General features: G+C 63.9%; 17 protein-coding genes and 1 pseudogene. 6 read left to right on the forward strand and 12 right to left on the reverse strand.

All coding sequences use genetic code 11. The features are described from left to right. Positions 1–15 precede the first annotated feature (15 nt). Positions 16–1,593 (reverse strand): sulfatase, encoded by a 1,578-nt coding sequence (locus NED97_RS13130; protein WP_252487476.1) that lies wholly within the window; start codon positions 1,591–1,593, stop codon positions 16–18. A gap of 122 nt (positions 1,594–1,715) precedes the next feature. Between NED97_RS13130 and NED97_RS13135 the strand changes: the two genes are divergently transcribed. Both NED97_RS13135 and NED97_RS13140 read left to right on the forward strand, forming a co-directional pair. Beyond that, positions 1,716–2,729: a lysylphosphatidylglycerol synthase transmembrane domain-containing protein gene (locus NED97_RS13135; protein ID WP_252487477.1), complete on the forward strand. Its 1,014-nt coding sequence runs from the start codon at positions 1,716–1,718 to the stop codon at positions 2,727–2,729. A 69-nt stretch (positions 2,730–2,798) separates the two neighbouring features. Then, positions 2,799–3,296: a metal-dependent hydrolase gene (locus NED97_RS13140; RefSeq protein ID WP_252487478.1), complete on the forward strand. Its 498-nt coding sequence runs from the start codon at positions 2,799–2,801 to the stop codon at positions 3,294–3,296. Positions 3,297–3,397: 101 nt separating this feature from the next. On the opposite strand, the gene NED97_RS13145 is transcribed toward NED97_RS13140, so the two are convergent. Further along, entirely contained in the window at positions 3,398–3,850 is a 453-nt protein-coding gene (locus tag NED97_RS13145; RefSeq protein ID WP_252487479.1) for a metal-dependent hydrolase, read from the reverse strand. 164 nt (positions 3,851–4,014) lie between these two features. Between NED97_RS13145 and NED97_RS13150 the strand changes: the two genes are divergently transcribed. Beyond that, the gene (locus tag NED97_RS13150) at positions 4,015–4,557 is read left to right on the forward strand and encodes a DedA family protein (protein WP_252490625.1); all 543 of its coding nucleotides are present in this window, start codon (positions 4,015–4,017) and stop codon (positions 4,555–4,557) included. A 1-nt stretch (position 4,558) separates the two neighbouring features. Here NED97_RS13150 and NED97_RS13155 read toward each other — a convergent pair whose 3' ends face one another. The 10 genes and pseudogenes from NED97_RS13155 to NED97_RS13200 all read right to left on the reverse strand — a co-directional run bounded on the left by NED97_RS13155 (position 4,559) and on the right by NED97_RS13200 (position 17,879). Continuing rightward, on the reverse strand, positions 4,559–5,977 hold the full coding sequence (locus tag NED97_RS13155; protein WP_252487480.1) for an aryl-sulfate sulfotransferase: 1,419 nt from the start codon (positions 5,975–5,977) through the stop codon (positions 4,559–4,561). A 279-nt stretch (positions 5,978–6,256) separates the two neighbouring features. After that, positions 6,257–6,425, reverse strand: a pseudogene (locus tag NED97_RS13160) (IS6 family transposase); the annotation flags it as partial. Between the two features lie 241 nt (positions 6,426–6,666). Further along, a complete protein-coding gene (glmS, locus tag NED97_RS13165; RefSeq protein WP_252487481.1) occupies positions 6,667–8,457 on the reverse strand; it encodes a glutamine--fructose-6-phosphate transaminase (isomerizing) in 1,791 nt (596 codons plus the stop codon). A 492-nt stretch (positions 8,458–8,949) separates the two neighbouring features. Further along, the gene (locus tag NED97_RS13170) at positions 8,950–10,266 is read right to left on the reverse strand and encodes a glucoamylase (protein ID WP_252487482.1); all 1,317 of its coding nucleotides are present in this window, start codon (positions 10,264–10,266) and stop codon (positions 8,950–8,952) included. A gap of 76 nt (positions 10,267–10,342) precedes the next feature. Next, the gene (locus NED97_RS13175; RefSeq protein ID WP_252487483.1) at positions 10,343–11,503 is read right to left on the reverse strand and encodes an ABC transporter ATP-binding protein; all 1,161 of its coding nucleotides are present in this window, start codon (positions 11,501–11,503) and stop codon (positions 10,343–10,345) included. Positions 11,504–11,505: 2 nt separating this feature from the next. Then, positions 11,506–13,584: an MGH1-like glycoside hydrolase domain-containing protein gene (locus NED97_RS13180; RefSeq protein WP_252487484.1), complete on the reverse strand. Its 2,079-nt coding sequence runs from the start codon at positions 13,582–13,584 to the stop codon at positions 11,506–11,508. Beyond that, positions 13,581–14,738: an ABC transporter ATP-binding protein gene (locus tag NED97_RS13185; protein WP_252487485.1), complete on the reverse strand. Its 1,158-nt coding sequence runs from the start codon at positions 14,736–14,738 to the stop codon at positions 13,581–13,583. Before NED97_RS13185 ends, NED97_RS13180 begins: the two co-directional genes overlap by 4 nt. Position 14,739: 1 nt before the next feature. Further along, positions 14,740–15,648 (reverse strand): carbohydrate ABC transporter permease, encoded by a 909-nt coding sequence (locus NED97_RS13190; RefSeq protein WP_252487486.1) that lies wholly within the window; start codon positions 15,646–15,648, stop codon positions 14,740–14,742. Between the two features lie 4 nt (positions 15,649–15,652). Next, the gene (locus NED97_RS13195) at positions 15,653–16,543 is read right to left on the reverse strand and encodes a carbohydrate ABC transporter permease (protein WP_252487487.1); all 891 of its coding nucleotides are present in this window, start codon (positions 16,541–16,543) and stop codon (positions 15,653–15,655) included. 22 nt (positions 16,544–16,565) lie between these two features. After that, positions 16,566–17,879 carry an ABC transporter substrate-binding protein gene (locus NED97_RS13200; protein ID WP_252487488.1) on the reverse strand — a complete coding sequence of 438 codons (1,314 nt, stop codon included), beginning with the start codon at positions 17,877–17,879 and terminating at the stop codon, positions 16,566–16,568. A gap of 199 nt (positions 17,880–18,078) precedes the next feature. On the opposite strand from NED97_RS13200, the gene NED97_RS13205 reads away from it, so the two are divergent. The 3 genes from NED97_RS13205 to NED97_RS13215 are packed head-to-tail and all read left to right on the forward strand — an operon-like array spanning position 18,079 to position 21,004. Continuing rightward, the gene (locus tag NED97_RS13205) at positions 18,079–19,170 is read left to right on the forward strand and encodes a TrmB family transcriptional regulator (RefSeq protein WP_252487489.1); all 1,092 of its coding nucleotides are present in this window, start codon (positions 18,079–18,081) and stop codon (positions 19,168–19,170) included. 2 nt (positions 19,171–19,172) lie between these two features. After that, positions 19,173–19,991, forward strand: coding sequence for a sugar phosphate isomerase/epimerase family protein (locus NED97_RS13210; RefSeq protein WP_252487490.1), 819 nt, complete (start codon positions 19,173–19,175; stop codon positions 19,989–19,991). Further along, positions 19,988–21,004, forward strand: coding sequence for an NAD(P)-dependent oxidoreductase (locus NED97_RS13215; RefSeq protein ID WP_252487491.1), 1,017 nt, complete (start codon positions 19,988–19,990; stop codon positions 21,002–21,004). The genes NED97_RS13210 and NED97_RS13215 overlap by 4 nt, the downstream gene beginning before the upstream one ends. The last annotated feature ends 217 nt before the right edge of the window (positions 21,005–21,221 follow it).

The following is a 21,221-nucleotide window of genomic DNA, read 5'->3' on the forward strand; positions in this document are numbered from 1 at the left end:
GATCCAGGCGACATATCACTCGAGATAGCCGAGTTCGCGCAGTCGGTCGCGAGTCTCCTGGTCGGCCTTGGACAGCGCGTCGACATCGTCGGGATCCGTCTCGTTCGGGTCGTCCCACGCGCTACCGACGGCGTTCTCGAAGCGAGCGAGCGCCCGTTCGGTCGCGTCGACGATCCCGTCGTCCGTTGCGTCGACCGGCGTTTCCTCATCTGGATCCTCGTCGAGGCGGTAGGCCTCGTCAGGGATACGGTCCGCACGGACGTACTTCGCGTCGGTGCTGCGAGCGGCGCGCAGCCGCGAGTAGGCCCGGTGGTCGTCGGGGAGGTCGATACCGGCCTCGGTCGCCTTCTCTTCTAAGTGGTGGAGTTCGATGACTGGCTGGGCGTACTCGACGAACGCGTAGTCACCGTTGTCGTCACCCTTGAGAACGGCGCGCTGGCCGGGATCCATCTTGGAGGCGCTCCCGAACGCCCGGTATTCACTCGAGAGCAGCGAGCGCGTCGAATCACGAGCGGTCGCGTCGCCGGCGACGTCCGTCTCGACGGCACCAGGGTCGACGTCTAACGCGTCGAGGACCGTGTGATAACAATCGAGCAACTCGACGAGATCGTCACGTCGGTCGGCCTCGAGATCGGGGTGTTTCACCAGGAGCGGGACGTTGATGAGTTCGTCGTAGAGGGCGAACTCGTGACCGTAAAGGTCGTGTTCGCCGTGGAGTTCGCCGTGGTCGGCCGCAACGACGACGGTCGTCTCCTCCCACTGGCCGGTTTCGCGCAGCCACGCGAACAGTCGGCCGAGTTCAGCGTCCATGTGGGCAATTTCGGCGTCGTAGAGTCCCCGGATGGCCTCCCACTCCTCGTCGCTGATGTCTCGAGCACCCGAATTATACTCCTTAGAGTTCTGGCAGATGTCGTCGGGATCGACGCCCGAGGCAAACTTCTCGCGGTACTTTTCGGGTGGGTAGTAGGGCAAGTGGGCGTCCATCAGGTTGACGAACGCGAACCACCCTTGGTCGCTCTCGCTGTCGTCGATGAAGGACTGCGTTCGATCGATAACCGACGGCGTCTTCGAATCAGCACCCTCGCTGCTGGCGAGTTTTTCGTGGGCCATCGCGCCGATTCTGACGAGCTTCGACGCCAGTTCGCGGAGATAACCGTTGTCGTTGACGGCCTGCCAGGCAGTTGCTAGCGGCCCTGAGAGGACGTCACCGGGGAGGACCTCGAAGAACGAATCCTGCTCGTCGAACCCGTCGGTGAGACCGGTGTAGGGAGTGATCCAGGCGTTCGAGGAGTAACACGCCGTGTCGTAGCCCGCCACCGACAGAATCGACGCGAGCGTCGTGTCGTCGTCGTCGAGGTAGGGACTCTCCTGGTCAGCTCCGTGCTGGCTCGGATAACGTCCCGTAAACAGCGAGGCGTGAACCGGCAAGGTCCACGGGGCGGGTGCGACAGCCGACTCGAAGACTGTCGCTTCCTCGGCGAACGCGGAGAGTTCCGGCGTCGTCTCCCGCTCGTAGCCGTACGGACCGAGCCGGTCCTTCCGAACCGTATCCAGCACGACGAAGAGAACGTTCGACTGACGGGTTCGATCCATTACCGGTAACGACGAGCCCCGTCTCGATAAAACGATTGAAGGGTGAATCACCGACGAAATTCGTCAGTTCTCCTGCCGGCAGCAATCAGTCGTTTCAAGTTCGCTAGCGAGCCATATCAGCCATGGACGAGCGAAATCGGCGCGCATTTCTTCTCGGAGGGTTCGGGGCCATCACCGTCTTTGCCGTTCTGTTCTTCGTCGTCGGGGCGGATCGCGTCATCGACTCGCTCCTGTCCGCGGAGCCGTCCCTGGTCGTCGTGACGTTCGCGCTCGCGCTGTGCTGGCTGGCCGCCTGGAGTCTGATGCTCCGGACCGTCCTTACCGCGCTCGGCGTCGACGTTCCGATCTCCACGGCGTTTTTCGTCTACGCCGGCGCCGTCTTCGCCAACAACGTCACCCCCTTTGGCCAGGCCGGCGGAGAGCCGGTTGCTGCGGCACTCATCTCGAAGGTCTCCGATTCTCGCTACGAGACCGGCCTCGCCGGCATCGCGAGCGTCGACGTCCTCAACGTCATCCCCTCCGTCTCGCTCGTCCTCGTTGGCGTCGGCTACTACGCGACCACTACCGCCGTCAGTGAACGCCTCGAGACCGCCGTCGGCTCGGCGCTCGCACTGATCGGCGGGATCGTCCTCGGTCTCGCGCTCGTTTGGCGGCACCGGCAGACGGTAATCGACCGCCTCCCGGCCATCGTTGCACCCCGCGTCGGCCGATTCGCCGGGTCCGACCCCGCTACGCTCGAGGGGGATCTCGCGGACCGGATCCGACGATTCTTCGGGAACATCGAGCGCGTCGCGACTGACCGGTGGCGTCTCGCCGCCGCCGTCGGGCTCTCGCTGGCCGGCTGGCTCTTCCAGACGGCCGCACTCGCGGCGGCGTTCGCCGCCCTCGGGTACAGCGTCCCACCGTACGTCCTGTTATTCGTGATTCCACTGGCCAACCTCGCCGGTGCAGCCCCGCTCCCGGGCGGGCTCGGCGGGGTCGAAGCCGCGTTCGTCACGCTGCTCGTGCCGACGACCGGCATCGAGGCGTCGGCCGTCACGGCGGCCGTCCTCATCTTTCGGGGCGCGATCTACTGGATGCCCGTCCTGATCGGCGGCGTGTCGGTGTCGGCGTTCGGCGTCCGGACGCTTCGGTGACCGCTCGATCGCCGAGTCGACCGATCGGTTAATCCCCGTCCGGCACGGATAGTCGACCGTCTACTCGACATGTATCGGGGAGGTCACGCCGGATTCAACGCGTTGCTGTACGCCCCGTTCGTCCCGCTGGTGAGCCGCTACTGGTCGCTCGAGATAGCGCTGGTGGGTGCAGTGATCGCCGTCGGTATCGCAAACCTGCCGGATATCGATCAGTTTCTGCCGCGGCTCCCTCACCGCGGACCGACGCACACGGTCTGGTTCGCCGCCCTCGTCGGACTGCTCGCCGGCGGCGGAACCGCGCTTGCCGCCCGCTCGACCCCGCAGGCGTTCCAGTTCGGCTTCGTCGTCGGAACCTGTAGCGTCCTCGCCCACCTCGCGGGCGACGTGGTGACACCGATGGGGATCAGCCCCTTCGCCCCCCTCTCGCGATTCCACGTCACGCTCGACTGGTTCAAATCCAGGAACAGCCGGATCAATCGAGTCGTTCTACTCGTCGGCCTGTCGGCGCTGATCGCGTCGCTGCTCGTTACGATCGGACCGCCGACGGCGTTCGTCCACCCGAGCTAATCGACATTCGGAAGAGTCCACGTCACGCCCCTCGTGGCTGCTTCCCGGATCGAAATCGTGACGAGACGACCGCCTCGATCGATAGCGCCTCGAGGGGTCCGTCACCGAATCGAGGGCAGGGCGTCCGTCCGCCACGCGAGGAGTCCGATCGACGCCGCCCAGAGCAGGACCGTCGCGGTCGCTCCGTGAACCGCGATCCCACCGCTCCACGTCGTCTCGAGCGGGAAGAGCCAGTCGATCCCGGCGGGCGAGAGCGAGTCGATTACGAGATGCGAGCCGATCGCCAGTCCGGCGGCCAGCGCGTCCGTCCGGTTGCGGGAGAGCGCGTAGGCGGCGAGGACGATCGCCAGGGCGAACAGAGGCGTGTGGGTGAGTCCGCGGTGGACGAACGGCCACCCCCACTCCGCGGGAAAGCAAAAGTCCGCGTCCGGAAGGAGGCCGAGAACGACCCCGATTCGCGGATCGGCGTCCGTAAATACTCGAACGAGGACACAGGCGACGATCGCGTGCGTGCTGAACGCTCCCGCGAGAAACAGGATTCGGAACGCGTCCATCGAACCACCTACGGCCGGCGTCACCATAGCTCGTGCCCGTCACGTGCGGTCGACGCCGGGATCGGGAACCGTGTTCCGAACCTGAAAGTACGTCGATACTGGCGAAGCGAATATTACGGTCCAAACCAACAATACGAAATTAGGGACTGACAATGGAACTCGTACTGGTACCGCTACAACTCGACGAGACACCGACGTGGCTCGAGTCGTTGTTCACGTCGGAACTCGCGTTCGTAGTGTTGCTCGGAATCTGTATCCTCGAGGGTGCGATGATGTTACGATTCATGCCGAGCGAACTCGTCGTTCCGAGCGCGCTCGTGCTGATCGGCTCGTCGATCCCCGAGACGGTCGTAATCGTCGCTATCGCAGTCGTCGGGACGACGATCGGACAGGCCATCCTGTTCTATCTCGTCCGCCGTGCTGGACGGGAGTACGTCATTCAGAAGCGATGGTTCCCGCTCACGGAATCGCGACTCGAGCGATTCGACGGCTGGTTCGACCGCTGGGGTCCCATCGCCGTCGCCGGGAGCAATACGATGTTGTTCGTCAGGGGACTACTCACTGTTCCTGCCGGGCTTTCGGAGATGAACGGGCGCTCGTTCGTCGCGCTGTCAGTGATCGGTTCGCTGTCCTTCCAATCGATCCTCGCCGCCCTCTACCTCCTCGGTGGCCATCTCCTCGTCTTCGGGCACTATCACCTCGTTTAAATCAGCCGTCCCGTCGATAGAACGGGAGCCGGAACCGGATTCCGGCGTCGCGAAGTTGCCACCTGATCTCTAACCCGACCCACGTCAATCCGGAGAGGAGCGCGACGCCGATAGCGGCGAGCTCGGTCGATCCCACCCAGATCGGCGATATAAAGAGGAGACCGTTGTAAATTCGGTGGGGGAGGTGCTCCTCGAGGAGGTCACCGAGATGCTCGAGCGGATTGAGTTCGAACCCGTCGCCACCGCCGCCGCCGTCGCCGTCATCGTCATCGTCGTCGGCCGTGCGGGACTCGAGCCCGAGCTCAGCCGCGCTCTGGCCACCCTCGCTCTCTTCGCCGGTTTCGAGGCGTTCAGCATCGTAGGGGAGCGTCGACCCGACCTCCCACACGATGTCGCCCGATGCGTTGACCTCAATCACACGGTTACCGTGGGAGTCGACGATGAGCGTGTTCCCGTTGGGAAGCCGGTCAGCATCACGAGGCCACTGAATCCGATCGTCCGCCCACTGCCAGGTCCGGTTCCACTCACCATCCTCGCGCTGGAACTCCTGGACCCGCCCGTTCTCGGAGTCGGCGACGACGACGGCTGGCCCGCCCCGAGATTCGGCGATATAGTCGGGGTTGTGCTGTTCGTACTGGGTGTCGTAGTCGTTCTCGCTCCCGAGCGTCCAGTCGTCGATCAGTCCCTCCTCCGGATCGAGGAAGACGACCTGATCCTGATTCCGAAGGCTGGCCATGATTCGTCCCTCGTTCTCACCTTCCTCGATGTACTCGACGTCGTTGATGTGCGCCCAGTCTTCCGGATACGGGCCAGCTTCCTCGACGGGGAAATCGCTCTGGGCATCCCAGAGCCAGTCGACGACCTCCGTTTCGGTGTTCACGACGAACACCTGATCCGCGACGATATCGGCGATGGCTACGCGCGTTTCGTTGATGCGGGTCGCATCGTGCCACTCGCCGGCGGTCTCCTTGTAGTCGTAGCGTTCGTAGAGTACTTCGGTTTCGCCGGTCTCGAGGTCGACTCGCTCGAGGACGTTCAGCGAACATGGTGGATCGCTGCACGTCGGCCCCTCGGTATAGATCGTGTCCGTTGCGGTGTACTCAACGGTCAGCGGGTCATCTTCGGTCGGATCGACGTCGAAATATTTCGTTCGCGTATTGTTATAGTACATGACCTCGCCGTCGGGCGTGTAAGCGGTAATCGTCCCTGCACGCCCCGATTCGGTGATGACCGTGTGATTCTCCGTCTCCTGTGCGTTTGGAACGTCCGCTTCCGACGCAGTCGAGAGACCGTCTTCTGTCGCTGCACTAGCGAGTACGGCCGCTAAAAGGAGGAGTAGGGCGATGAACGCGATCCGAAGTCGATTCCGTGAGAGCACCGATCGGACGTCTGCAAGCGTTGGAACCGAACGATTGCTCACAGTTCGGTCACCCTCGAGTATTGAACTGGCATCTGGGCCCTATCGGTTCCTGTTTCCCGAGCAAGATATTAGTGCTTTTTCTATATTGTCAACTATAACTAGTCGGGTGGATCGACGAAAACGGTAGTGTTTACGTTGAGCATCGTGACGGATTGTGAAAGCTTGGAACCGCGATTCTACGGTCGATAGTCTCGTGTGATTGAAATAGTTCAGTAGCGAGAGGTTCGGCGCGTTACTTCTCTGAGGATACGTTCGACAGGTCCCAATTTCCTGCTTTCACGACCGATAGCAATCAAACTCCTCTAATTCCCGAACTGTATTCGAAGGCGATAGCTCAGCAAGATGAAGGCGAATACCGAGCTCCCTCAGTCGATGCAGTATCCGCTCTCGCTCCACAAAACTCAACTCGATCCAGTCTACACCCGCTGAGAAGGTCGATTTTTGGCACGAACACCACAAAATACGTCTTCGACGATGTCAGAGTTCGGAAGGCCCGTCACAACCAGATCCGTACTCTCGGCGACTTGAGCGGCCGACATCGCGCCTTTACCGCCGATCTCGTCGAGGATCGGGACCGTCTAATCGGGGTAGGCCCCGAGCGAACCGTCGACTGGGTTCGCGAGCAGTAGCTGGTCCCGACTCTGAGCGACCCGTTCGAACGCAGAAAGCGGTTCAGTTCAGGACGGATCCTACTCGACAGTTACGCTCTTCGCCAGATTGCGCGGTTTGTCGATCGGCCGGCCGAGCCGATTGGCGACCCAGTAGGAGACCAGTTGCAACTGGACGTTCGCCAATACCGGCGTCAGCTGCGGATGCGTCGAGGGGACCTCGAGGACGTGATCCGCATACCGCTCAACGGTACCCGGCGCGTCGGTCACCGCGACGACGGGCGCCTCGCGAGCTTCGACCTCTTTGACGTTGCCCAGCGTCTTCTTCAGGCGTGAGCCCTCGGTCAGGAGCGCAAAGACGGGCGTGTCCTGACTCACGAGCGCCAGTGGCCCGTGCTTCAACTCGCCGGCGGCGAACCCCTCGGCGTGCTTGTACGTAATCTCCTTCATCTTCAGCGCACCTTCGAAGGCGACCGGCGCGGTGTACTCCCGGCCAATGAAGAAGAAGGCGTCGGCGTCGACGTACGCGTCGGCGACCTCACGGGCGTGCGAGTCGTCGAGGATCGACTGCACTTGGTCCGGCAGTCCGCGCAGCGCCTCGAGGAACGCCGGGGTGGCGTCGCCGGTCAACGCGCCTGCGACAAGCGCCAATGCGACCTGCTGGCTCGCGAACGTCTTCGTTGCGGCGACGCCGATCTCGGGCCCGGCCCGGATGTAGCAGACGCGATCACACTCGCGGGCGGCCGAACTCCCCACAGTGTTGGTCAGCGCAAGCGTCGTTCCTCCTGACCTGTTAGCCTCTCGCAAGGCACGCATCGTGTCCGCGGTCTCGCCGCTCTGGGTGACGCCGATGACGAGTGTGTCCTCGTCGATCGGCACCGCGTCGGCACGATACTCGCTGGCGAGGAACGACTGCGTTGGCACGCCGCGCTCGCGCAGCAAGCGGGCGCCGTAGCGCGCGGCGTAGGAGGAGGTGCCGCAGGCGACGAGCTGGACCATCCCCGCGGGCTCGAGTTCAGCCACCTCCTCGAGCGTAATTGCACCCTCGAACTCCGCGACGCGGCCGCGAAGACACTGGCGGATCGCCCGCGGCTGCTCGTGGATCTCCTTTTTCATGTAGTGGTCGTAGCCGCTTTTGGCCGCGTCCTCGGGATCCCACGCGATCCGTTCGACCGACGTCTCGACGACGGTCCCCGCTTCGTCGGTCACCGTGACACCGTCGGGTGCAATCGTCGCGAATTCGCCGTCCTCGAGGTAGATCACTTCGTCAGTGTACTCGATGAATGCGGGGACGTCGCTCGCCAGGTAGTGGCCGTCGTCGCCGACCCCGAGCACCAGCGGCGACTCGCGACGGGCGGCGTAGACGGTCTCGCTTCCCTGAAACACCGCTGCGACAGCGTAACTGCCGTCCAGCTGCGCGACCGCCTCTCGGAACGCGCTCTCGCGGTCGGCGCCCGTCTCGAGGGCCTCCTCGATCAGGTGCGGGATGACTTCGGTGTCGGTGTCACTCGCGAAGTCGTGGCCTCGCGCCGCGAGCTCGTCGCGCAGCGTCCGGTAGTTTTCGATGATCCCGTTGTGGACGACCGCGACTCGGCCGTCCTCGTCGGTGTGGGGATGGGCGTTGGCGTCCGACGGCGGTCCGTGGGTACTCCAGCGGGTATGGCCGAGACCGGCCGCACTACTGACGCTGCCGTCGGGCAGTGCCGCCTCGAGCGCTTCTACCGCGCCCTCGCGCTTGTGGACGTCGAGTTTGCTGTCGGCCAGCGCGACGCCCGCCGAGTCGTAGCCCCGATACTCGAGCCCCTCGAGGCCAGTGAGCAAGACATCGACCGTCGATCGGTCGTCGCCCGTATAACCGATAATCCCACACATTACGCCGTCACCCGAGCCGCACCTGACCGCGTTCCCCCGCTGACGGTTGTTCCCCAGACAGTCTCCACAATCAACATACCAACAGTAACAGGAGCGGTACTGTTTAGTTATTCTGGTTATTACTTTTGGAACTGACTTCGTGTATTATTATCTGAATTTCGTGTTAGGTAGTAGAACTGATGGAACGGTATCCAAGCCGCTCAGTCGCGCGGTGAGACTTTCGAACGATCCGTCAGCGGGCCGAGAGTCGGACGATCACGCCGTCGTGATACGGTTCTTGCTGTCTCCTGTTCGGATCGGCACGCTGACAAACGAATGCGCAGTCAGACAGACGGCTCGGATTCGGTCAGCCGAATCTGCCGCTCTGTCGCGCTCGTTTGTAGCGCCGGAGTTCGCACGGGAGCCACCCGTTACGCGTCCGGCGACCGCCGCCACAGGGAGGCGTGGGGAGCGCGGTGATCCGTTAGCCGTCGAACTGGTCCCTACCCGCGATCAGGCCCCTCGATCGCGGCGCAACAGCGCGACCAGAAACTCCGCGTGACACCACGCCAGCGGCTCCGCGAAGGAAATTACCTCCCGCTCTTCGAGTGCGGCTGCCATCTCGTCGTAGGCTCGTTGCATGTGCCCGAGTTCCTCGACGATGCGATCCTGTGGGACGTCCCGAAGCACGTCGTCGTCGAACTCCTTCTCGTAGTCGAGTCCGGTATCCCACTCCTGCTCGACGAACTGCTCGAAGCGTTCGCGCGTCGAGAGGTGCTCTGGGATGTAGCCACGCTCGTCGGCGTGGCGCGTCACCGTCGCCAGCACCGCGTCGCCACGCTCGCGCTCCGCCTGGTCGAAACGGAACTGCGCGTGCCAGGCTGTGTACTGCATCCACGGACCGTTACCACCGTGCTGGTGGACGTCGAAATCACGGTAGAAGCCTCGGAACCGTTGGATCCCACCCAGTCGCGGGTCCTCGAGGGAACTCGCCGCCCGGGTGGCCGCGCGTGCGGCGTGCTCGCCGAACAGATCTTCGAGTCCGAAGTAGTACGGCGCGAACAGCGTGATGTCGGGGCGCTCGTCGCGTTCTCCGTCGGGGGAGTACCGCCGCGGGACGGGCATCCCCTCGACGGCGAAGCTGCGTTCGACCCCGCCTTCAAGCAGCGTCCGGAACGAGTCGATTCGGTCGCGAACGGCCGTGACGCCATCGAGGTCGACTGTGTCCGACTCGAGCCGGTCGAGCGCGTCGGCCGCCCGTCTCGAGGCGGCGAGCGCGGCGCAGTTGACCCAGAGCGTGTACCCCGATTCGATGCGCCCTTCGTGGATACTGGAGGTGCTCTCGAGGAGATGGGCGTTGGCATCGTAGCATTCGTCTCGGAGCACAGCGACGGCGGCGCCGATCCGGTCGACGAGCGTCTCGAGAAACGGTTCGTCGAGCGGGCCACCGGCGCTACGCCCTGATAGATCGCCACACTCGGCCATCGCCTGAATCGCGTGCGAAAGCACGCGGATGCCGTGGGCGACGTTGTCCTCTTGTACATAGATCGAGGTATCGGTGCCGTCGAGCGCGTAACGCTGATACCACCAGCCGTCTGACTGGACGGCGGCGAAAAAGCGGGCGGCTGCGACGATGTGGTCCCGACACGCCTCTGGCTGGACGCCGGTTTCGATCGCGGCGAGCCAGGCGCGCGTAATCGAGGCCACGTCGCGCGGGTAAACGTACGGGTACCTGTTGTCGGGGAGACTGGCGAGCGGCACCGCGCCGTCGATCTCGGCGTCGAAGGTCAGTTCGTCGAGCACCTCGAGGTGGAACGATGGCTCGGCCATCGGCGCCTCGACGTGGTCCGCTACGATTCCGTCATCGGTGGAATGGTCTGTATACCTCATTCAAAGAGTAGCTGTATTACGTTGGTCGTGTCTCGACACGTTCGGCGCCGATACCGCGGGTTTTGATCGCGTCGCCGGTCGCCGGCTCGAACAGGTAGACGTCTTCCGCGGCGACTGCGACCTCGACGTCAGTTCCCGGATCGGGGTAGACCGCCGGGGGAACGCGCGCGGTCAGCGTTCGGTTTCGATCGCCCGCTTCCAGGTAGACGAAGTTATCGTTGCCCTGGTACTCCGAGACGGTCACCGTCGCCTCGAACCGGCACACCGTCTCCGTGTCGTGGGGTGGATCCCCGACGTGGAGGTCCTCCGGACGCAGGCCGAGTCGCACGTCGGTATCGAGGAGATTGCGGTCGACGGCGTCGGTCGGGAGCCGGGCAAACGAGATGGTATCGCGCTCGACGACGTACTCGTCGCCGCGCTCCCTGACGACGGCGTCGAAGACGTTCATCGCCGGACTGCCGAGGAACGTGCCGACGAACTCGTTGGCCGGATGATCGTAGGCGACCTCCGGGGGAGCGACCTGCTGGAGGACGCCGTCGTTCATGATCGCGAGCCGATCGGCCATCGTCATCGCCTCGGTCTGGTCGTGCGTGACGTACACCGCTGTCACGTCCAGTTCCTCCTGGATCCGCTGGAGTTCGGTCCGCATGTGCGATCGCAGTTTGGCGTCCAGGTTCGACAGCGGTTCGTCGAGTAAGAACACCGACGGCTCACGGACGATCGCCCGGCCGAGCGCGACGCGCTGTTTCTGGCCGCCGCTCATCGCTTCCGGTTTGTCCTCGAGCAGGTCCTCGATGCCGAGCAACTCCGCGGTCTCGGTCACCCGCCGGTCGCGCTCGTCAGCGTTCAGGTCGGTCGAGTGTTTCAGGCCGTAACCGAGGTTTCCGCGGGCGGTCATGCGCTTGTACAGCGCGTAACTCTGGAACACCATCGCGATATCTCGCTCGCTCGGTGCCAGATGGTGGACCGTTCGGTCGCCGATCGTGACCTCGCCGTCGGTAATCGTCTCGAGGCCGGCGATCATGCGCAGCGTCGTCGACTTCCCGCAGCCGGAGGGACCGACCAGCACGAGAAACTCGCCGTCCTGGACGGTCAGCGTGAGGTCGTCAACGGCGGTTACTGACCCGTCCGTATCGTCGTAGACTTTCGTAACGTCGTGTACTGTGAGTTCTGCCATTGCTAATCACCGCTCGTTGTTCGCGACGATCGCATCGGTCCCCGCGAGCCGGTTCGGTCGGTCGTCGGAGCCATCACGATCGAATTGTCGGTACACCGTACTGCGTAGGGCACGTCGTGGCACCGAACCGTCGCGTGGACGGCCTCGAATCGGTCCGGGAGCGCCGGCTGAGCGACGGGGGCCCCGTCACGAACGCCGATCCCGAGTGCTGCCCGAACGAAGCCGAACGCGCTCCCCGCGCTCCAGGCGGCCGGTTCGCAGGAATCCGGATGGTGTACGCGGCCGGTCTCGAGCGTGGGGGCGTCGAGGCCGACCATCAACTCCGGAAAACCCCATCGGTCGGGATCGGTCGTGGCGCTGGCTTCCAGCGCGTCGAGTCCGCGGCCGACGAGCGTGGCGACGGCGTCGTCACGACCGTAGCGGGCGAACCCCATCGCTGCGAAGCTCGTATCGTGAGGCCAGACGCTGCCCCGGTGGTACGAGAGCGGATCGAACGCGTCGTGCGATTCCGCGAACGTCCGAATGCCGGCGTCGGTGAGCATGTCGGGCTCGAGCAGCCGATCGATCACGGCATCTGCACGGTCGTCCGGCGCGATACCGGCCCACAGCGCGTGGCCCTGATTCGAAGCGACGCTCTCGACGACACCGTCGTCGTCGAGCGCCAGCGCGTAACACCGCTCGTCGGGCAGCCAGAACGCCTCGTCGAACCGATCGCGGACGTCGTCGGCGCGTGCGGCAAACCGATCGTGCAGGATGTCGTCGCCACGACTGGCGGCCAATTCAGCGACGTCGCACAACGCCCGATAGGCGTACCCTTGTACCTCCGCCAGTGCGATCGGCGGCGTGGCAGGGGTGCCGTCGGGACGCGCGAGCGCCCGCGAGCTGTCTTTCCAGCCGAGGTGAGCGAGCCCGTGCTCGTGATCGTGCGGGTCGTATCGAAGCAGGCCGTCGGGCCCGCTCGCCTCGCAGATCCACTCGGCGGCGTCGACCGCGGCGGCATAGAGACCGTCGGTCACGGCGTCCGCACCGGCCCACTCGCCGTAGGCGGCGACGAGGGCCGCGTACAGCGGGGTCGCGTCGACCGTCCCGTAGTACGGTGCGCGAATCGATTTTCCGACGGCAGGTCGGTCGCCGTGGCGGGTCTCGTGCGGGATCTTCCCCGGCTCCTCGAGGGTTGTGGCGTCGGTCGTCGTCCCCTGCTGACCGGCAAAATACTCGATGGTTCGCCGGGTGAGCTGCGGCACGAACGGCAGCGTCTGAAACGCGACCAGCAGCGCGTCCCGGCCGAACGGGGCCAGAAAGCGCGGGGCGCCGGCGGCCGGCACGCCATCGGGAAGCATCAGTGCGGTCAGCGTGTCAGCGGCAGCGTCGAACAGCGGTGATGACGGCTGGGTCGACACGCCGGGCGCCGCCCGTCCGTCGGACGGGGCACGCGCCGGGGCGAACGTTGCCGAGGCGGTGATCGTGGCGGTGTCTCCGGGTGGAACCGGAAGCGTCGCGGTGATCGTCGTCCCGACATCGTCGGCGGTGCTCGTCGCGACCGCCGCCGCGTCCGTCACGTCGATCGTCGCACGTCGCGTCGTCTCGTCGGGACAGTCGGCTGTCAGTGTGGCCCCGTCGGGTCGCTCGCGAACGTCGAGCGTCCGGTCGACGGGCTCGCGTGGGGCGAAAAAGCCGGGACACTCGAACACGTGGCGAAACGAGGACCGGGCGGTCACCTCGACATCGACCGTGCGGCGGTCAGTGGTGTAGTTCTCGACGGTCGTCGTCAGCGTGACGCCACTCGCGTCGGGAACGAGTCGTTTCTCGAGCAGCAACGGGCGGGCGTCGCCTCGACCGTCACCGACCGCGCCGCTGGCCAGAACGGTCGTCACGCCGTCGGGCCCCGCTCGACGGGCGATTCGATCCCAGCCGGTCGTCGGCTCATCCCGGTCCGTCGGTCGAACAGCGAACTCGCGGAGATACTGGACATCGCTCGTGTAGATGCCGTTTTCGCCGTGGCTGTCTCGGACGTCGCCGAACTCGTCGACGACGGCGACGACGCCGTCCGCGATGGCGAGCGCACAGTCGTCGGGGATCACCGATCGATCACCTCGCCGTGTTCGTCGAAGCGATGGATCGCCGCCGCCGGAAACCGCAACGTCGCGGTCGTCCCGGGGTCGACGTGAGTCGGTCGCTGGCGAAGTCGCGCCGTCACGGACTCGCCGCCACAGTCGAACTCGATCTCGTAGGCGTTGCCAAGCGGTTCGACGACGATCGCGTCGCCTTCGAGTTCGACTGTCCGTGTGCCGGCTGGCCGGTCGCCTCCGTCAGGACGCTGCTCCTCGGCGGACGCGTGTTCGTTTCGGGACCCGCCGTTTGCGACACCGGTCTCCTCGACGACGCTGACGTCTTCGGGACGGATCCCGATCGTCGTCGCGTCGGCTAGTGCCGGCTCGTCGGCCGCGAGGTGGTCAGGAGCGAGGAAATTCATCGGCGGCTCGCCGAGGAAGCCCGCGACGAACTCGTTCGTCGGATTCTCGTAGACTTCCTTCGGGGTGCCGACCTGCTGGAGTTCGCCGCCGTCCATCACCGCGATACGATCGGCGAGACTCATCGCCTCCTCCTGGTCGTGCGTCACGTACACGGTCGTCGTCCCCAGTTGCTGCTGGAGGCGACGCAGTTCCGAGCGCGTCTGGACGCGGAGTTTGGCGTCGAGATTCGACAGCGGCTCGTCCATGAGGAACGCGCGCGGCTCGCGGACGATCGTCCGGCCGAGTGCGACGCGCTGGCGCTGCCCGCCGGAGAGCTGGCCCGGCTTCTGCTCGAGCAAGTCGTCGATCTCGAGCAGCTCGGCCGTCCGCTGCACGCGCTCGTCGACGTTGTCGACGTCCATCTTGGCCAGCGGGAACTCGAGGTTCCCCCGGATCGACTTGTGGGGGTACAGCGCGTAGCTCTGGAACACCATCGAGAGTTCTCGTTGCTGGGGAAGCGTCTCGGTGACGTCCTCGCCGCCGATCTCGATGCGCCCATCGGAGGGCATCTCGAGGCCGGCGATCATGCGCAGCGTCGTCGACTTCCCGCAGCCGGAGGGCCCCAGGAGGACGAGGAACTCGCCGTCCCGAATCGTCAATTCGAGGTCGTCGACCGCAACGAGATCGCCGAAGCGTTTCGTGACGCCGTCGAGTCGGATCTCGGCGTTCGCGTCGGAACTCAACGCGTCGGTCGCAGCGTCGGTGGTCGTATTTCCGGACATGTTAGCCCTCCACCGCGCCGAAGGTCAGCCCCTCGACCATGAATTTTTCTAGATACATGAACATCACGATCAGCGGAACGCTCGTCAGCAGCGAGGCTGCCATGATCTCGCCCCAGACCTGGTGGAAGCCCGACGCGAGTGCCTCGATTCCGATCGGCAGCGTGTAGACGCCCTGGGACTCGAGGAAGATACTGGCGAACAGGTACTCGTTCCACGCGATCATGAAGGTGAAGAAGAACACCGCCACGATCGCCGGGGCCGACAGCGGCAGCGTGATTTTGAAGATCACCTCGAGGCGCGAGTAGCCGTCCATGATCGCCGCTTCTTCGATCTCCTCGGGGATCGACCGGAAGTAGTTGCCGAGCATGTACAGCGAGACCGGCAGCGTCTGCACGAGGTAGGTGATAAAGAGGCTCCACAGCGAGTCGACGAAGCCGAGCCAGACGATCACCTGGAACATCGGGACCACGAGGAGGATCCCCGAGAACATGTAGACCATGAGCACGCCTCGAGAGAAGATCCCGCGCCCCGCATAGTCCAGTCGCGCGAAACTGTAAGCGCCGAACGTGGCGACGAGCACCGAGGCGCCGGCAGTAATCGTGGCGACGATAAAGCTGTTCTTGAAGTAGGTGAGGAACGGGAACGTCTCGGGGCCGAACACCGTCCGGTAGTGCGTCAGCGTGATCTCGTCGGGGAGTAGCGTCGGCGGCAGCGAGTAGAGATTCGCCTCGGGCGTCAGACTCGCCACGGTCATGTAGTAGAACGGAAACAGCGTGACGAACAGCGACAGGCCCAGCGCGATGTAGAAGACCAGTCGCTCGAACAGGGAGGTTTCGATCGTCTGCTCGCCGAGTCCGAGCGCGTTCTTGAACGAATCGACCGTGTGTCGGTAAGTGGATTTCGTACTCATCGTATCACCAGTCCAGTATCCAGGCGACGTACACGAGGACGAAGCCGATCAGTGCCAGAAACAGCACCATCGAGACCGCCGCCGCCTGTCCGTGTTGGTAGTTCGCGAACGCGACCTTGTACGCGTATATCGGCAGGGTGTCGACCTGTCGAGTGAGCAGCCAGATATCGGCGAACTTGTTGAAGTTCCAGATCCAGCGCAGCAGAAACACTGTCGCGAGGATGTACTTGAGTTCAGCGAGGGTAATATCCTTGAACTGGGCGAACCGCGAGGCGCCGTCGATCTTCGCCGCCTCGTACATGTCGCTCGGAATCGCCTGTACGCGAGCGATCAGCATCAGGAACGCGAACGGGAAGTAACGCCAGGCGTCCACGAAGATCACCGACCACAGCGCGGTTCGGTCGTTGCTCAACAGGTCAACGTCGCCGCCGTACAGTCCGAGCACGTCGGCCCCCACGTACGGGATGATCCCGTACAGCGGATCGAGCATGAACCGCCAGACGAACGCGATCGAGATCAGCGGTGCGACGTACGGCAACAGAACGAGTCCGCGCGCGAAGCGCCGGCCGCGGAATTTACGGTTGAACAACAGTGCTGCGCCGAGACCGCCGAGCGTGGCCAGCGTCGTGCTGAAAAACGTGAACACGACGGTCGTCCGCAGCGCCGACCAGAACTCGCCGCTCTGGGCCAGGTCCTGGTAGTGCTGGAGCCCGATCCATTCGGGGGATTCGGCCGGCGAGAGCGGCACGGCGGTAAAGCTCAGGTACACGTTGTACAACACCGGATAGAGAATAACCGCCGCGATCAGCAGGAGCGAGGGAGCGATCAGCGCGTAGCCGAGTAACGCCTCTTTCTCTTCGAGCGTTCGTTCGCCGCTACGGGTGAGTGAAACCATGGTTGAGTACAGACTCGCTGAGCTAGTTGATCGCGTCGCGCATCTTTTCGGCCTGCTCTTCGGCGACGGTTTCGGGATCGTCGCCGTTGGAAACGCGGCGAACTGCTTCGGCGACGAGGAACCGACTCGTGATCTCGCTGAATTCGGGGAACATCTGCCCGTCGACGTAGCCGAACCGTTCCATGGTCTCGAACGCCCCGGAAATGTTCTCGATCGTCTCCTCGTCCCATTCCTGAAGGACGTCGTTCTCCCGGTACGCCTCGCTCTGAGAGGTCTCGCGTAGCACGGGGTTCATTCCGCCTGGCGCCATGTGGAGCCACTCGATGTACTCGTCGTCGGTCATGAGGAACTCGGCGAAGTCTGTGGCGACGTCGCGGTCCTCGTCGCTCGCAGTATTCAGCAAGTTGAGCGTGATGAGCGCCCCGAAGGAACTTTCACGTTCGTTCTCCAGGAAAGAGCTGAACCCGACGTTGTCGGCGTCGATGCTGTCGCTGTCGCCGATATCTCCCATGACGTACGACGAGTACTCGATAAGGTGGCTCTGGTGGTTCATGAACGTGTTATTCGCGTCCTCCCAGATGTTGTTGCCCGGCGGGCTGTACTCCGAGAGCGAGCCGTAGAATTCCAGCGCCTCGACCATCTCGTCGCTGTCGAACACGATCTCACCGTTTGCGTCGAACACCCGCGCACCGTTCGATCGGGCAAACGGCGTGAAACACTGCCGTGCGTACGCGGTTTCGTCGGATCCGACGACGATGCCGTACTCGTCGTTATCCGGATCGTGGAGTGCCTCCGCAGCCTCGAGGAGACTGTCCCAGTCGGTCGGATCGTCGAGCCCGAGCTCGTCGAAACGATCCTGGCGGTACCAGAAGCCCTGTACCCACCCGTGCATCGGAACGGCGTAGTGATCTCCGTCGGGTGCCGCAGTGAGGTTCAACGCGCCCTCGAAGAATTCGTCTTCACCGAGACGGTCGATGACGTCTTCGGCCGCGTCTGACGAGAGCAAGTCTTCCTCACCGAGCGTCTGCATCGGATCGAGCGGCACTTCGGCGATCGACGGGAGCCGATCGGACGCTTGCGAAGAGGAAATCTGCGACGGAACGTCGTCCTCTTCGACCGCAATCAGTTCCAGGTCGCCCTCGTGTTCCTCTTCGAACCGGTCGAGGAGTCCGTTGATGACCTGCTGACGGTCCTCTTCGACCTGTGTCGACCAGAATCGGTTACCGGCGTCGTCGCCGCCGCCGCCCATACAGCCGGCGGCACCGGTGAGAAGCGCCGTCGCTCCGACCGACCGGAGAACGGTACGACGGGTAGTTTCGGACGTTCTACGTGACATTGTGTATCAACCACATGAAATAGAAATATTTAAAAGTTTTGTATCCATTTTTCACTCCAGTGAAGAACAAATACGCCAGACGAATTGAAACGATCGTGGCGGGAGTGAGCCGCTGTTCGAGACAGCGACGACCGCTTTGGCGTCTCCCCGGGGACAGCGATGACAAACGTATACGGACCACGACGAGTTCGTCCTAATCATGGATCGGACAACCCTTCGCGCCGGATTGATGGACGCCGGCTTGACGCAGTACGAGGCCGACGCCTATCTCGCACTTCTCGAACGAGGGAAGGCGCCTGCGGTACGGATCGCCGAAGACACGGCGATTCCGAAGTCGCGCGTGTACGATGTCCTCCGGGATCTCGAAGAAGAGGGTTACGTCGAAACCTACGAGCAGGACTCGCTACACGCGAGGGCGCGCGATCCCTCCGATGTTCTGACGGAGCTCCAGCAGCGCGCCGAGCGATTGCTCCAGACCGCAGACGAGATCGAGGATCGATGGGAACAGCCCGGACTCGACGACCACAAGATCACGATCGTCAAGCGCTTCGAGTCGGTACTCGATCAGTTCCGCGAGGTCGCGGGTGCTGCGGATAACCAAATTCAACTCGCCGCATCACCCGGGCAGATCGAGGAGATTCGGCCCGTGCTTCGGGATGCGATCGATCGCGACGTCTTCGTCAAACTGTGTGTTACGACGGGGCCAGGCGACGAACACCTCGTCGAAGAGATGGAGTTTGCCGACATCGCAACGGAGGTCCGCCACCGCCATCTCCCCGCCCCGTTCACCGCCCTGATCGACCGTCGGTGGACGTGTTTTTCGTCGCAAACCCGCGTGAACGACCGCTACGGCATCCTTGTCGACGATCTAACCCTGACGTACGTCTTTCACTGGTATTTCCAGAGCGCACTCTGGGTGACCTGGGAGCTCGTCTACGCCGACAGTACGAACGGGAGCAAACGCGAGTACGTCAACGTCCGGGAGTGTATCTGTGATGTTGCACCGCTCGTTACTGACGGCGTCGAGATTCCGGTAACGGTTCGCGGCTTCGACGTCCGAAGCGGTGACGACGTCACGCTTTCGGGCCGTATCGTCGACATCATCTCCGCCGGAACACCCACCAGAGACGACGGATCACTGACTCTCACACACCTTGCAGGCCAGGCGACGCTCGTCGTCGAATCTGACGGGACGGAGTACGGAATCGGCGGGCGCGGCGCGACACTCGAGGATATCGAGGCGACCAGAATCGTCACCGAGACAACGAGAGTGGCCGAGCGAACTGACTAACAATGCAATACGGACTCAACCAGTGCGGATTTCCAAGCGAGAACATCGAACAGACCTGTGCGATCGTCGCCGACGCCGGCTACGACGGCATCGAACCGAACGTCGAAAAGGACGGGCCGCTGACGACCGACAGCGGTCGGCGAGAGCTCCGCGAGACGGTCGAACGGTTCGATCTCGCCGTCCCGGCTCTCTCGACGATCAGCCACTGGGAGTATCCGCTGTCGAGCGGAAACGACGAATTGCGGGAGACGGGCCTCCGGATCGGTCGCGACATGATCGACGCCGCAGTCGCGCTCGACGCGAGTGCGGTCCTGATCGTTCCGGCCGCCATCGACGCCGGGACGCGCTACGAGGAGGCGTATCGGCGAGCCGTCGAGTCCGTCCGAGAACTCGCACGCTATGCGGACGGACGCGGCGTCACCGTCGCGATCGAGAACGTCCAGAACAACTTTCTTCCCTCGCCGGAGGAGTTCCTCGCGTTTCTCGAAGATGTCGACCAGGCCGGCCCCGTCGAGGCGTACTTCGACATCGGCAATGCGTTCCGCTCGGGGCTGCCGAGCCGGTGGCTGCGAACCCTGGACGAGCGAATCGCGAAGCTCCACGTCAAAGACTGGCTCCGGGACGCCCATCGGCCGACGTACCCGCCACAGGGCGACGTCGACTGGACGCACGTCGTCGACGCGTTCAGTGCCGTGGATTACGACGGCTGGATTACCGCTGAAGTGCCGCCGTACGCATCGTTCGGCGAGCGGATGCCGCCGCAGGTTCTGGAGAACATGCGCTTTCTCTTCGAAGAGGCCGCGGGAGGTGAGGCGCGGTGACTCGGGCCATCGTCGTCGGCCCGCTGTTCGAAGACGTCTGGCCGTTCGCGGCCGACGACCTCCACGAACTGTGGCGCGAGCGGGGACCGGTCGAATTCGTTCGCACGGCTGAGACGCCGGAAACCCTTGCTGGCGTTCTCGATGACCCCGCCGATCTCACCGAACTCGTCTCGCTTGGCGTCCCCATTACCGAGGACTGCATCGATCAGCTCCGGAACCTGGAGGCGGCGTTCGTGATGACGACCTCGATGTACGAGGTCGACGCGGAGGTCCACGCCGCGCTGGCGGAGCGGGGCGTCGCGGTTCACGACCACACCGACGAGGGGTTCTGGGCGCAGTCCGTTGCGGAGTTCGGAGTCGGTCTCACGATAGACGCGCTACGGAAAATCCCCCAGAAGCACGCGCGAATGGTCGACGATCACGACCCCTGGGACCTCGAGCAACTAGCTAACGAGGTCCCCGGCGCTCGTGGCCACCAATTCGCCGACGATCCGGCGTTTACGAACGGGACCGTGTCGGGGTCCCGGGTGCGCATCGCTGGCGTCGGTAACATCGGGAGCACCTACGCGAGCATCGTCGACTTCCTCGGCGCGAACGTCGCGGCGTACGATCCGTACGCCGACGAACCGTGCTTCCATCGCTCGGGGGCGCGACGGGTTCGGTCGCTCGACGCGCTCGTCGAAGATGCGGAAGTGTTCGTACCGGCAGTGCCACTGACGGATGCAACCGAGGGGCTGGTCACTGCTGAACACGTCCGCGCGCTGCCGAAGGGGTGCGTCGTCGTCCTGATCACTCGGGCCGGCGTGATCGATATGGATGCGGTTCGAGCACGCGTACTCGACGACGAAATCGCGCTCGCGGCCGACGTCTGGGACGAGGAACCACTTCCGCTCGAGGACCCGTTACTCGATCGTCACAACGTGGTCCACACTCCCCATATCGCCGGTCGGACGCGCGACGCGAACAGAGCGTGGGCCGAGCGACTCGACGCTCACTTCCGGTCGGCCGGGTAAATCGATCGCACTTGCAGGCTGGAGCCGGCCTCTGGACGACCGTGCTCGAGTCACCGTGGCGTGACTTCGTGGCGGCTCCACTCGCGGGGGAAGCCGCGGAGTAGCACTACGCACCGTGAATGAGTTCCGTCCGGACGTTCCCCAGCACGTCCGATCGGTCGGACAGCCCGCCTGATCGCCCTCTTACGATCTCCGGACGGAGTGCTCGAAACCACGT

The organism is Natronococcus sp. CG52, assembly GCF_023913515.1.
Lineage (GTDB): Archaea > Halobacteriota > Halobacteria > Halobacteriales > Natrialbaceae > Natronococcus > Natronococcus zhouii.